At 54.2% G+C, this 12,782-nt stretch carries 13 protein-coding genes and 1 pseudogene; 8 read left to right on the top strand and 6 right to left on the bottom strand.

What is annotated here, in order from left to right; translation table 11 throughout:
* Positions 1–11: 11 nt before the first annotated feature.
* Positions 12–506 carry a ferritin-like domain-containing protein gene (locus K5E19_RS15010; RefSeq protein WP_221551949.1) on the bottom strand — a complete coding sequence of 165 codons (495 nt, stop codon included), beginning with the start codon at positions 504–506 and terminating at the stop codon, positions 12–14.
* Positions 507–597: 91 nt separating this feature from the next.
* Positions 598–783, bottom strand: a complete 186-nt coding sequence (locus tag K5E19_RS15005) for a general stress protein (protein WP_004136767.1) — start codon at positions 781–783, stop codon at positions 598–600.
* 754 nt (positions 784–1,537) lie between these two features.
* On the opposite strand from K5E19_RS15005, the gene yjdI reads away from it, so the two are divergent.
* Both yjdI and K5E19_RS14995 read left to right on the top strand, forming a co-directional pair.
* Positions 1,538–1,768, top strand: a complete 231-nt coding sequence (yjdI, locus tag K5E19_RS15000) for a 4Fe-4S mono-cluster protein YjdI (protein WP_221551948.1) — start codon at positions 1,538–1,540, stop codon at positions 1,766–1,768.
* Positions 1,769–1,778: 10 nt separating this feature from the next.
* The gene (locus K5E19_RS14995) at positions 1,779–2,051 is read left to right on the top strand and encodes a GNAT family N-acetyltransferase (RefSeq protein ID WP_010435212.1); all 273 of its coding nucleotides are present in this window, start codon (positions 1,779–1,781) and stop codon (positions 2,049–2,051) included.
* A gap of 35 nt (positions 2,052–2,086) precedes the next feature.
* Here K5E19_RS14995 and K5E19_RS14990 read toward each other — a convergent pair whose 3' ends face one another.
* A complete protein-coding gene (locus K5E19_RS14990; protein ID WP_221551947.1) occupies positions 2,087–3,316 on the bottom strand; it encodes an amino acid permease in 1,230 nt (409 codons plus the stop codon).
* Between the two features lie 119 nt (positions 3,317–3,435).
* On the bottom strand, positions 3,436–3,897 hold the full coding sequence (locus K5E19_RS14985) for a multidrug/biocide efflux PACE transporter (RefSeq protein WP_042718447.1): 462 nt from the start codon (positions 3,895–3,897) through the stop codon (positions 3,436–3,438).
* Between the two features lie 101 nt (positions 3,898–3,998).
* On the opposite strand from K5E19_RS14985, the gene K5E19_RS14980 reads away from it, so the two are divergent.
* From K5E19_RS14980 to K5E19_RS14970, 3 genes are all read left to right on the top strand, one after another.
* Positions 3,999–4,865, top strand: coding sequence for a LysR family transcriptional regulator (locus tag K5E19_RS14980; protein WP_221551946.1), 867 nt, complete (start codon positions 3,999–4,001; stop codon positions 4,863–4,865).
* A gap of 93 nt (positions 4,866–4,958) precedes the next feature.
* The gene (locus tag K5E19_RS14975; RefSeq protein WP_089600353.1) at positions 4,959–6,137 is read left to right on the top strand and encodes an acetyl-CoA C-acetyltransferase; all 1,179 of its coding nucleotides are present in this window, start codon (positions 4,959–4,961) and stop codon (positions 6,135–6,137) included.
* 318 nt (positions 6,138–6,455) lie between these two features.
* Positions 6,456–7,139, top strand: a complete 684-nt coding sequence (locus K5E19_RS14970; RefSeq protein ID WP_221551945.1) for an oligogalacturonate-specific porin KdgM family protein — start codon at positions 6,456–6,458, stop codon at positions 7,137–7,139.
* Positions 7,140–7,284: 145 nt separating this feature from the next.
* Here the strand turns inward: K5E19_RS14970 and K5E19_RS14965 are convergent, their stop codons facing one another.
* Positions 7,285–8,460, bottom strand: coding sequence for an oligogalacturonate lyase family protein (locus tag K5E19_RS14965; RefSeq protein ID WP_221551944.1), 1,176 nt, complete (start codon positions 8,458–8,460; stop codon positions 7,285–7,287).
* Positions 8,461–8,757: 297 nt separating this feature from the next.
* Here K5E19_RS14965 and kduI point away from each other — a divergent pair, with 297 nt between their 5' ends.
* The 3 genes from kduI (at position 8,758) to K5E19_RS14950 (ending at position 12,148) form a co-directional block, all read left to right on the top strand.
* On the top strand, positions 8,758–9,594 hold the full coding sequence (gene kduI, locus K5E19_RS14960; RefSeq protein WP_221551943.1) for a 5-dehydro-4-deoxy-D-glucuronate isomerase: 837 nt from the start codon (positions 8,758–8,760) through the stop codon (positions 9,592–9,594).
* Between the two features lie 63 nt (positions 9,595–9,657).
* Positions 9,658–10,419: a 2-dehydro-3-deoxy-D-gluconate 5-dehydrogenase KduD gene (gene kduD / locus K5E19_RS14955; protein WP_221551942.1), complete on the top strand. Its 762-nt coding sequence runs from the start codon at positions 9,658–9,660 to the stop codon at positions 10,417–10,419.
* A gap of 313 nt (positions 10,420–10,732) precedes the next feature.
* A complete protein-coding gene (locus tag K5E19_RS14950) occupies positions 10,733–12,148 on the top strand; it encodes a sugar porter family MFS transporter (protein ID WP_221551941.1) in 1,416 nt (471 codons plus the stop codon).
* 93 nt (positions 12,149–12,241) lie between these two features.
* Here K5E19_RS14950 and K5E19_RS14945 read toward each other — a convergent pair.
* Positions 12,242–12,782, bottom strand: a pseudogene (locus K5E19_RS14945) (ABC transporter substrate-binding protein); the annotation flags it as partial.

Genomic DNA, 12,782 nt, shown 5'->3' with positions numbered 1-12,782 from the left:
GTATTAAAGCGTTATTTTTGCGCTTTTTGGTTAATATTCCCTACGGCCAGATCGGTGAGTTTAAGATCGGTTTCTTTCTCTTCTTCAAGCGTTTCGGCAAGAAGCTTAACGGCTTTTTTATAGCCCAGTTGCTCAGCTAATGTGGCAAGGGTACCGTAACTGGCAATTTCGTAGTGTTCCACTTTTTGCGCTGCGGCAATCAATGCGGCATCACGTACGTTGTCTTTCTCAGTGCTCTCAATGACTTCATTGGCCTCTTCAATCAGCCCTTCCATCGCCACGCACTTCATTCGCTTCAGCTTAAGACCGGATTCCTGCTCGATAATCTGGTCAATACGCTCAATCTGCCCCTGCGTTTCCTCAAGGTGAGCCGTAAATGCGGCGCTCAGCTTCTCACTGGATGCAGCACGGGCGAGCTTGCTGAGTGCTCGGGTGAGCTGCTTCTCTGCGCTATAGGTATCGGACAGAAGATGAATAAAAACGTCTTCGATACTTTTCATGTTCATATTTACGCTCCGGTTAAATAAGTAAAGGGTACTGCGAGCCTGCAGGCCCGCAGCATGCTCTCTGGTTTATTTATAAGAGACTTAAATAAGATCAGGAGTTATCAGATTTACGGCCCCCGCCGTGACTATTCTGTCCCCCTTTCTTACCTGCTTCAGACGCGCGTTGCGGATCGTTTTTGAAATTACCACCGCTGTGCTGGCCGCCTTTACGTCCAGCTTCAGATGCTTTATCACGGTCTTCAGCGAAATTACCGGAACCACCACGATGTTCTGCCATATATCAACCCTCTTGTTGCGTTTATGTCAGGAGATACGATTTTTTAATTCGTATCATTTGTCGTTCAGGAATTAACATTAGTCGTTATGCTGAAAGAGTCAAATTACAGTTTCGCTTTATTTTGGTGCAAGGTGGTTGCCTCTGTGGAATATACCGCTTCGTTATTTTACAGCTGTGTGGAGAATAAATGATTACGATATCCGTTGCTTACTGGTTCGATTCATCGGCGCCTGCTGCTTAGTGCGGGGTTTTTTTAGCGTAAACCAGCCGCGAAAATGAATTACATGAGTTTACAAATTGCGCGAAAGAGAATGAAACGGCAGCGTGCGCAATGAGAATGTTCTCAAGGTGGGAAATATAATGAGGTAATTATTTGGGGGTAGATGCAGGCTTTATTTATAAATAAAAGTGGTCATTATTGAAAGAGTCAGTGAAATAATGTTCACCTCTTATTAGTGCGCTATGTGACGAAATCGCAAGATAAGCGTATTGTCATAAGCTGGAAAAACGATGAGCACAGTGCAAAATCGCTCATTACCCGTTGTGGAATTCACCCGGTTGTAGGGCGATCCTTAACAGCGCAAAACCTTTCTTTAAAACCTGAAGTGCTGCCCGCGCTGGTGGCGGGAATTATGCAGACTATCCAGAAACTCGGCGACAGACTGGTACGATCGCTCGCTTACCGACGCTAACCGCCTCCCGCTTTCCTGTGCTATAACCCATTCACCAACATAATAACAACAGAGGCTATGTCGTGGATAAAGAGCTACTGGAAGCGGGATACCGGGCCTACACCGGTGAGAAGATCGACGTCTTCTTCAATACCGGGATCTGCAAACATTCAGGAAACTGCGTGCGCGGCAGCGCGAAGCTATTCAACCTGAAACGTAAGCCGTGGATCGTGCCGGATGAAGTAGACGTTGAGACCGTCATACGCGTGATTGATACCTGCCCGAGCGGCGCGCTGAAATATCGCCAAAAATAAGCGAGGAACCATGGATATTCTGGAAGGCCATAACAAATTTTACGTTAATGATGCAGACGGGAACCAGGTGGCGGAGATTGTCTTTGTTCCGACCGGTGAACACCTGAGCATCATTGAACATACCGACGTGGACGAGAGCCTGAAAGGGCAGGGCGTGGGTAAGCAGCTGGTGGCGAAAGTGGTGGAGAAGATGCGCGGTGAAAACCGTAAAATTATCCCGCTGTGCCCGTTTGCCAAACATGAATTTGATAATACGCGGGAATATGACGATATCCGGGCGTGAGAGAGGTGCCCGGCCTTGCGCCGGGCACCGCGGGCTTATCCGACAAACATCACCGACACGCAGAGCACGCCGACGATCAGCGTCAGCAGGTTGCCGATGGAACGATACGGCTTCAACGACGGGATCAGGTACGTCGACAGCGTCGGCATAATAAACAGGATCATGGCGATGAGCGGGCCGCTAATGGCATAAATCATCGAAATGGCGTTCGGATTGATGCAGCAGACCGCGAAGGTGATCAACGACACGCCCAGAATGGAAATCGCGCGGTTAAAGGCGCGGCTCTTTTTGACCCCCACCTGATTCAGCGACGATTTGACAATCTCCGTCGCCCCTTCAATCACCCCGAAATAGGTGCCGAGGAACGATTTCGACATCGCGATAATCGCCACAATAATCCCGGAAATGCCCAACCATGCAGGCGAAGAGGGCATCATCGACAGCGCTGACAGGATCGTGACCCCTTGCTCTTTCGCCGACACAATGTACGACGGCGGGATAGAGAGCAGGCAGCTAAACACGAAGAACAGCACGCTCAGGCAGATAATCAGATACGCCACCTTCATGATTTTCTTGCATTTACCCATGGCCTCGTCACCGAACTTCTCACGACGGTCAACCGCGAACGTCGAGATAATCGGGGTATGGCTAAAGGCGAAAACCATCACCGGGATCGAGATCCACACCTGATGCAACGTATGCCGATCGAACGCCATCTGGCTGGTGAGCAGCGAGGGCTGCCAGCTTCCCGTCAGGTACAGCGAGACAAACAGAAAATAGGCAATCAGCGGAAACACCAGGAATCCCATCACTTTGATGGTGATGTGCCGTCCCATCAGGAAGATCAGATTCAGGACCAGCACCACGCCAAAACTGACCAGCACGCGAACGGCGGTATCCACGGTCATCTGTTTTGCCAGCTGCTCGGTTAGCGAGTTGGTGATAGCCACGGAATAAATCTGCACCACCACAAAAAAGGCGATGAAATAGAGCGTGGTGATCAGATTCCCAATCTTTCTGCCGTAGTAGTGGGAAACGGCACCGGTGATCCCCTCATTACCTTTTGTCTTTGACGACAGAATAAACTGCGCCAGCGCTCTGTGCGGCCAGTAGGTTAATGGGTAGGCCACGAGGGCGGTAATAAACAGGACAATGGCGCCTGCGGAGCCCAGCTGAATGGGCAAGAACAGCGTTCCTGCGCCCACGGCCGTGCCATAGAGAGCGAAACTCCAGAGAGTCTCATCTTTTGACCAAATTTTCGACATTAGAGCAACGTTTCAACTATCAAACCATCAGAATGGCGTGCAATTTACCATAATTATGCGTGGAGAGCGCAGTTGCTTCGAAGGAGTTTGGCCGGAACGGGCGTCCGGCCAGAGGCCGTTTAGCCAGCCAGGGCGCGTCGCTGCTGGCGACGCTTAAGGAATTTTTCGCGCAGGGTATCGTACGCCCAGTTATAGAACATGGTGTACGGCAGGAAGAACAGGAAGAAACCTATTTCCAGCGTGAATGCCTGAAGCAAGGTCACGCCGAGAACGGCGGCGACAATGGACACGCCAATCACAATAAACCCGCATTCGAAGCCCAGGGCGTGCAGGGCGCGCACTTTCGCCGTGCGTTTGACCCGCTGAACGGGCCAGAACCGGTCGAAGCCAAAGTTATAGATAATGTTCCACAGCATCGCCGTGGTCGCCAGGATAATGGTTAACCCACCCATTTCCACCACGGAGCGCTGCATAAGCCAGGCTGCGGTTGGGGCAAGGATCGCCGTGGCAATCCCTTCAAAGCAGACGGCATGGAAGATCCGCTCCGGCAGTTTACGGTGGAGTGCATCTTGATGTTGCATAGTGACCTCATTCATTCGCCAGGATGGGCGTCGATGCGGCCTATTTTTATCGCTAAAGCTGATATATTAAAGATGGTATCCATCGATAAAGTAGATAGTTCATGCGCTATTCCCCTGAAGCCCTCACCGCGTTTGTCGAGACCGTTGCCGCAGGCTCCTTTTCCGCCGCCGCTCGCCGCCTGCGTAAAAGCCAGTCCACGATCAGCACGTCCATTGCCAACCTGGAAGCCGATCTCGGGTTTGATCTGTTTGACCGCTCGGCGCGCCAGCCGGTGTTAACCGCCCAGGGTGAGCAGGTGCTGGGCTATGTGCAGTCGATCCTGGCCGCCAGCGCGCGGCTCGACGAGCTGGCGGTGTCGTTAACCGCGCAGACCGAGGCGCGGCTGACGTTTGTGCTCTCCGATACGCTCAACCCGGACGTGCTTGAAAACCTGATGAAACAATTCGACCAGCGTTTTCCGCATACGGAATTCGAATGTCTGATTGGCGAAGAAGAGGATGTCATCGATCTGCTGCAGAAGGAGAGGGCGCAAATTGGCCTGACGGAAGCGCGCGGCAGTTATCCTACCGATATCGGCGTGACCCGGCTCCCCCTGCAGACCCGGATGGCGATTTACGTCAGCGCGGAACACCCGCTTGCCGGGCAACACGAAACCAGGGCTGATGAGCTACAGGGCTGGCGAGAGCTGCGCCTGAGCACCTATCTCGAACGCGAAGCCACCCTTGCCCGGGGGCCGGTCTGGTCAGCGCCGAATTACCTGTTACTCTTGAGTATGGCGGTTCAGGGATTTGGCTGGTGTGTACTGCCCTGTGCGCTGGTCGATGAATTTGCGGCGGCGAAATCACTGGTGCAGCTCAACGTCCCCGGCTGGCCGCGCGCGATTGGTGTCGATCTGCTCTGGAACAAACGATCTCCCCCTGGCGTCGCCGGAAGCTGGCTGCGGCAGTATTTGCAGGATGCGCGCTGATCCTTGTGATTTAACTCACTAATTTTAAACAATCGCGATAATTGTTGATAACAATACTCTACTATCGTCAGGTCATTTAACACTGAGGTCGTGATGAAAGATGTCGTTATAGTGGGTGCGTTGCGTACAGCTATCGGCTGTTTTCAGGGGGCATTAGCGCGCCACTCGGCTGTCGATCTGGGTAGCGTGGTGGTGAAAGCGCTGGTGGAACGCAGCGGGATTGCCGCCCATGAAGTCGATGAGGTGATCCTCGGCCAGGTGCTGACCGCCGGAGCCGGGCAAAATCCTGCCCGACAGGCGGCACTGAAAGGCGGGCTGCCCAACACGGTTTCCGCCATTACCATCAACGACGTATGTGGTTCCGGCTTAAAAGCGCTGCATCTCGCCACCCAGGCCATTCAGTGCGGCGAGGCGGATGTGGTGATTGCCGGCGGGCAGGAGAACATGAGTCGCGCGCCGCACGTTCTGACCGACAGCCGCACCGGCGCGCAGCTTGGAAACAGCCAGCTGCTCGACAGCCTGGTGCATGACGGCCTGTGGGATGCGTTCAACGATTATCATATGGGCGTCACGGCGGAAAACCTGGCGCGTGAATATGGCATCAGCCGCGAGCTTCAGGACGCCTACGCGCTCAGCTCGCAGCAAAAAGCCCGCGCCGCAATTGATTCCGGACGGTTTCGCGATGAGATCGTCCCGGTCAGCACCCAGCGTCAGAACGGTGAAGCCGTGATGGTGGATACCGACGAACAGCCGCGCACCGATGCCAGCGCGGAAGGGCTGGCGAAGCTCAACCCGGCCTTTGAAACGCTGGGGTCGGTGACCGCAGGGAATGCTTCTTCCATTAATGATGGCGCTGCGGCCGTGATGATGATGAGCGAAAGCAAAGCGCAGGAGCTGGATCTTCCCGTGCTCGCACGCATTAAAGCCTTTGCCAGCGTGGGAGTGGATCCGGCACTGATGGGGATCGCCCCCGTCTATGCGACACGGCGCTGTCTGGAGCGCGCGGGCTGGCAGCTTAGCGATGTGGATCTGATTGAAGTCAACGAAGCCTTTGCCGCGCAGGCGATCTCGGTGGGCAAAATGCTGGAGTGGGATCCGCTGCGGGTCAACGTCAACGGTGGCGCTATCGCGCTCGGGCATCCTATCGGCGCGTCCGGCTGCCGTATACTGGTCTCCTTAGTACATGAAATGAAAAAGCGTAACGCCCGTAAAGGCATTGCCACGCTCTGCATTGGCGGCGGGCAAGGGGTGGCGCTGGCGATTGAACGGTGATCCCTCCCTTACAAAAAGTAAACCTCCCCTCGGGAGGTTTTTTTTTACACATAGCCTGACGTTTTTACGATTATCAGTTCAATCTCAATGCAGACTGGAATAATAACGCGCTGTATTATTCTCCCCGCTAACGTCTTACTGTGATCTCTCCCCTGAAATTTAAGGTTAATAATCCCCTTTTGTTGACTGGCATCACGTCCATCTTTGCCAAAAAAAATGAAACAAATAATTACGATCTCGATCACTAAAATAACGTTTATTAAAAAATAAACTTCAGTTTCATAAAAACGAAACGCTATTTTATTTGAGGGTTTTTTCATGTTTAATAAATCTCTGGTCCTTGCCTCTCTTATTGGTGCGTCTTTTGCGGCTCAGGCGGTTACCGTCGATCTGCGCCATGAATATATTGATAACGGCGCGAACGCAGACCGCGTTTCGGTCTCGCACCGCTTTGCTAACGGCGTAGGCTTCTCCGTTGAAGCGAAATGGAAATCCGGTGGCGACAAGGCCGATCAGCCGTTTGCCGATGTCGTGGGTAACGGTCATGAAGACCAAATTAGCTGGCGCTGGAAAGCAACCGACAATATTGCGCTGACGCCTGCATTCACCATTGAGAGTAATGACAGCCGTACCATTTATAAACCGAACCTGCACCTGCAATACAGCTTCGATAATGGTTTTTACGTGGCGGCACGTTACCGTTACGAATATACCCGTTATCCATCCAGCTCAAATAAAGACGATGACAAAGTTAACCGTGGCGACGCCTGGGTGGGTTGGGTCATGGGGGACTGGCGTACCGAGCTGAATTACGTTTATGCGAAAAGTACCGAGGGTATGATTCGTAATAATAATAAAGATTATTCTAACGAATATAACGCCAAGCTGGCCTATAAATGGGATCAAAACTGGGCACCGTATGTTGAGGTGGGGAACGTGGGCGTAAAAGACACCGACGAGCGTCAGACCCGTTTCCGTTTAGGCGTGGCCTACTCCTTCTGATAATCCAGCTCCTTAGATAAAAAATGCCGGGTGGCGCTAGCGCTTACCCGGCCTGGTCATTCCCTCCATTCAGGCTGCCGCCACCAACCAAAAAAAAGCCCTCCGAAACGGAGGGCAAGGCCAGTTACAGAAACACTAACTCAAATCATGCATGCAACATTTCAGGTTGCTCGGGGAGTTTCGCGATATAGAGCGCCGGTTTGCCGTCTTTATCGGAACTGTACAGCACCGCTTTTTCATCCGGGGTAAAGGATGGGTGCGGGTGGGTGACCTGGCGGCTGTTTGCCACCGTCGCCCAGGAGGTGTCGTGACGCGCGATGCGGAACCAGGCTTTTTTTGCGACGTCGAAGGCATACAGGTACGGGTCGTTATCGATGGTATAACCCCCCGTGTCCTTCACGTCGACCGGCGTGCCGGAACCGTCGCCCACCAGCAGCGTGCCGTCAAAATTACTCATCAGATGCGAGCAGGCGGGCATCTGCATCACTTCCTCGTTAACGCCGGTTTCCGGGTTAAAACGGGAGATGGTGCGACCCTGCTGACCCTTCAGATACGATACGTACACCAGCGCAGATCCGTTCGGCACCCAGAATTCGTGCGTGCAGCTTTCGCCTTCTGCATGTGTTTTGACCTTGCGCACGTTGCTGCCGTCTTCGTTGACCAGCCACATCCGCGCGTCGACCAGATCGTGCGGGCCTTCGTGGCAGAAGGCGACCGTGTTGTCGTCGAACGGACGGTAAATAGGGTGACCCAGCCAGTTCTTCTCTTCATGGATAGTGGCGCTTGCACCCGTTTTCAGATCCACGCGCAGCAGGCGGCAGTGTGGCCCCTTGTGGAAGAAGTCGTGGAAAATCTTCCAGTCGTTCAGCGGCGTCCAGTCGCTTTTAGCGATCTCAATACCCACCAGTTTGGTGCAGTCGCTGTTGGCAACCCAGGTGCCGTAACCGACCCAGTCGTCAGAGACGCGATACACTTCGCGTTCTTCCAGCGTCTGCAAATCCACTTCCAGCAGGGTGCGATCGTTCTTCACGTAGTAGAAGGCGGTGTCATCCGGCGAAAGGAAACCACCAAACGTGTTATCCCCCGCGCCTTCCGTCAGCTGTACCGCTTCGGCCTTTTTCAGATCCAGCAGGTAGTAGTTCCAGTGGCCGTCGAACGCCCCTGCAAACAGCAGATGGCTGCCGTCGTTGAAGAAGCACTTCTGGTAAAAGTAGTTGCGATGACAGGTGACTTCCGGGGGGGTCAGGCGGGTGACTTCCACGCCTGTATCCGGATCGCGGCTGACCTCGTAGTTCAGCTTGACCCGCATACCTTTAGCCATAATGCACTCCTTTGGATGAGGTTGAGTTAAAAACTGGGTGTTAAATTATCAAAACATTGTTTCATTATGTGTGACTGGTGGCGCAATTCGTAAGAATCATCGGGATAGATAAGGATGTTCTGGCATTATCGTGATCGAAACATCATTTTCGGTATTAAGATGCAGAAAAAGTGAAACGTTGTTTTAAATGCAATTGAAAAGCCAAATCTCAGCGGATACTATGTGCTCATCAAGAAAACGGAACGTCGTTTCGTTAATCATCTTTGCCCTCGGGCACGATCATTTCTGGAGGTCAACGTGGACATCAGACAAAGCATCCACAGTGCGCATGCTAAGGCGCTGGATACGCAGGGATTGCGTAAAGAGTTTTTGGTGGAACAGGTATTTGAAGCCGACAAGTACACCATGGTCTACAGCCACATCGACCGCATCATTGTGGGCGGCATTATGCCCGTGGCGAAAACCGTCTCCGTGGGTGGAGAAGTGGGTAAACAGCTGGGCGTGAGCTATTTCCTTGAGCGTCGTGAACTGGGGGTGATCAACATCGGCGGGCCGGGCACCGTTACCGTCGACGGCCAGTGCTACGAGATTGGCCATCGCGACGCGCTGTACGTCGGTAAAGGGGCGAAGGAAGTGGTCTTTGCCAGCATTGACGGCGGTAAGCCAGCGAAGTTCTACTACAACTGCGCACCGGCGCATACCACCTACCCAACCAAAAAAGTGACGCCAGCGGACGTCGCGCCGGTCACGCTGGGCGATAACCTCACCAGCAACCGCCGCACCATCAATAAATACTTCGTTCCGGACGTGCTGGAAACCTGCCAGCTCAGCATGGGGCTGACCGAGCTCGCGCCGGGCAACCTGTGGAACACCATGCCGTGCCATACCCACGAGCGCCGCATGGAAGTCTATTTCTACTTCAACATGGATGAAGACGCCTGCGTATTCCACATGATGGGGCAGCCTCAGGAAACCCGCCATATCGTGATGCACAACGAGCAGGCGGTGATTTCGCCAAGCTGGTCCATTCACTCAGGCGTGGGGACGAAAGCCTATACCTTCATCTGGGGAATGGTCGGTGAAAACCAGGTCTTTGATGACATGGACCATGTCGCTGTTAAGGATCTGCGCTAGTCGCAGGCAGTGAAGCATAAACCTGCCTGTTGGTGACAGGCGCTGAACGATTAAGGAACAAACATGATTCTGGATGCATTTTCTCTGCAGGGTAAAGTGGCTGTGGTTTCCGGTTGTGACACCGGGCTGGGCCAGGGTATGGCGCTAGGCCTGGCGGAAGCGGGCTGCGACATTGTCGGTATCAACATTGTTGAGCCTACCGAAACCATCGAGCGCGTCACCGCGCTGGGCCGCCGCTTCCTGAGCCTGACCGCCGACCTGCGTAAAATCGACGCGATCCCTGAACTGCTGGATCGCGCGGTGGCGGAATTCGGACACATCGATATCCTGGTGAACAACGCGGGTTTGATCCGTCGTGAAGATGCGATCAACTTCAGCGAGCGCGACTGGGACGACGTCATGAACCTGAACATTAAGAGCGTGTTCTTTATGTCTCAGGCCGCGGCGAAGCACTTTATCGCCCAGGGCAAAGGCGGCAAGATCATCAACATCGCCTCCATGCTCTCCTTCCAGGGGGGCATCCGCGTGCCGTCTTACACCGCGTCGAAAAGCGCGGTGATGGGTGTCACCCGTCTGCTGGCCAACGAGTGGGCGCAGCAGAACATCAACGTTAACGCGATTGCGCCGGGCTACATGGCGACCAATAACACCCAGCAGCTGCGCGCGGATGAAGAGCGCAGCGCGGCAATCCTGGAGCGTATCCCTGCGGGACGCTGGGGTCTGCCGAGCGATCTGATGGGGCCGGTTGTCTTCCTGGCATCCCCGGCTTCTGACTACATCAACGGCTACACCGTGGCCGTCGACGGCGGGTGGCTGGCGCGTTAATCTTGCCTTCGTGACGAACCTCTGCCCTCGGGCGGAGGTTTTTTTTGGCTAAAAATTGCCATTATCCATATGACATAAGATGAAAAATCCATACTAAAAAATCATAAATGACGCGTATCACACTTTAATTGCTTAAATATTAGGTGATTAATAAAAAACGGTGCCATTTCAGCATTAATTGAAATTGTAATGTCCATCACAGATCGCGATGCCATAGCGAAATAATCCATATCTTCACGAGTTCCCGCCTGACACTTTTCTTCACTATCTCGTAATTTCACTTAACGAATTTTGCTGTTGAGGCAGGAAAAATATGACATCTATAAATGACTCTACCCTGATGCCCGCCGCGTTGCGCGATACCCGACGCATGAATCAGTTCGTCTCTATTGCGGCAGCCGTGGCCGGTTTGCTGTTTGGTCTGGATATCGGCGTGATTGCCGGGGCGCTACCGTTTATTACCGATCACTTTACGCTGAGTAACCGCCTGCAGGAGTGGGTAGTGAGCAGCATGATGCTCGGCGCGGCTATCGGCGCGCTGTTTAACGGCTGGCTGTCGTTTCGCCTCGGGCGCAAATACAGCCTGATGGTCGGGGCGATCCTGTTCGTCGCGGGCTCGATTGGCTCAGCGTTTGCCACGAATGTGGAAGTGCTGCTTCTCTCCCGCGTGCTGCTGGGCGTGGCGGTGGGGATTGCGTCTTATACCGCGCCGCTGTACCTCTCCGAAATGGCGAGCGAGAACGTGCGCGGCAAGATGATCAGCATGTACCAGCTGATGGTGACGCTCGGCATCGTGCTGGCGTTCCTGTCCGATACGTACTTCAGCTACAGCGGCAACTGGCGCGCGATGCTGGGCGTACTGGCGCTGCCTGCGCTGGTGCTGATCGTGCTGGTGATTTTCCTGCCGAACAGCCCGCGCTGGCTGGCGCAAAAGGGGCGTCACGTGGAGGCGGAAGAGGTGCTGCGCATGCTGCGCGATACCTCGGAAAAAGCGCGCGAAGAGCTGAACGAAATCCGCGAAAGCCTGAAGCTGAAGCAGGGCGGCTGGGCGCTGTTTAAGGTCAACCGCAACGTGCGCCGCGCGGTGTTCCTCGGCATGCTGCTCCAGGCGATGCAGCAGTTCACCGGGATGAACATCATCATGTATTACGCGCCGCGCATCTTCAAAATGGCCGGGTTTACGACCACCGAACAGCAGATGATTGCCACGCTGGTGGTGGGCCTGACCTTTATGTTTGCCACCTTTATTGCGGTATTCACCGTGGATAAAGCCGGACGCAAGCCGGCGCTGAAGATTGGCTTTAGCGTGATGGCCCTCGGTACGCTGATCCTCGGTTACTGCCTGATGCAGTTTGATAACGGCACCGCATCAAGCGGGCTGTCGTGGCTCTCCGTCGGCATGACCATGATGTGCATCGCCGGTTATGCGATGAGCGCCGCACCGGTGGTGTGGATCCTGTGCTCTGAAATTCAGCCGCTGAAGTGCCGTGATTTTGGTATCACCTGTTCCACCACCACCAACTGGGTGTCGAACATGATCATCGGCGCGACCTTCCTGACGCTGCTGGATGCGATTGGCGCAGCGGGAACCTTCTGGCTCTATACGGTGCTGAACGTGGCGTTTATTGGCGTGACGTTCTGGCTGATCCCTGAAACCAAAGGCGTGACGCTGGAGCACATTGAACGCAAGCTGATGGCGGGGGAGAAATTGCGGAACATCGGCGTGTGATTTTATCGCCCGGTGGCGCTACGCTTACCGGGCCTACACGATCCTGTAACCCATGAAGGCCGGGTAAGGCGTAGCCGCCACCCGGCTTGGTTTTTACCGCATCGCGCGTTTCAAAATACGCTCTGCCTGACGCTGGAAGTCAGCCGCCGTCTCTTCCACGGTTTTCTGACCGTAATCGATATACTGCAGTGACGTCCCGAACTGGGCCACAATCTGCGGGTCGTCAAAGTAAGGCGACACGGTAAGCTTCGCTGGCAGCGACTGCGCCAGGCGCAGGCCCGCAACAGACGGGTCGTTCTCCTTGATGGTGCCGTCTTCGGTCAGGAACTGTACCGCCGCTTTGCTCAATGGAACGCCGCGCTCCAGCCCCAGCGTATCCACTCCCTCTTTGCTGTTCAGCAGGAAGTTAATCAGCTTCGCCGCCGCTTCCGGGTTTTTGGTGGATTTACCAATCGACAGCATCTGCGCCGGTTTAAAGAACAGTCCCGCATCGGTGGCGCCCGGCAGCATAGGGTAGCTGCCCAGCTCCAGCTTCGCCGGTGGCTTCAGGTTGTCGGAATACTTGTTGATGGTCGAGTTCCACATGTAGGTGCCGCCCCATTCGCCCTGGATCCACGGCTTCATCTCGTACATG

This window comes from Enterobacter sp. RIT637 (assembly GCF_019718755.1).
Taxonomy (GTDB): domain Bacteria; phylum Pseudomonadota; class Gammaproteobacteria; order Enterobacterales; family Enterobacteriaceae; genus Enterobacter.
Note: the sequence above shows the minus strand (reverse complement) of the source record. Positions and strands in the feature narration are given on the sequence as shown.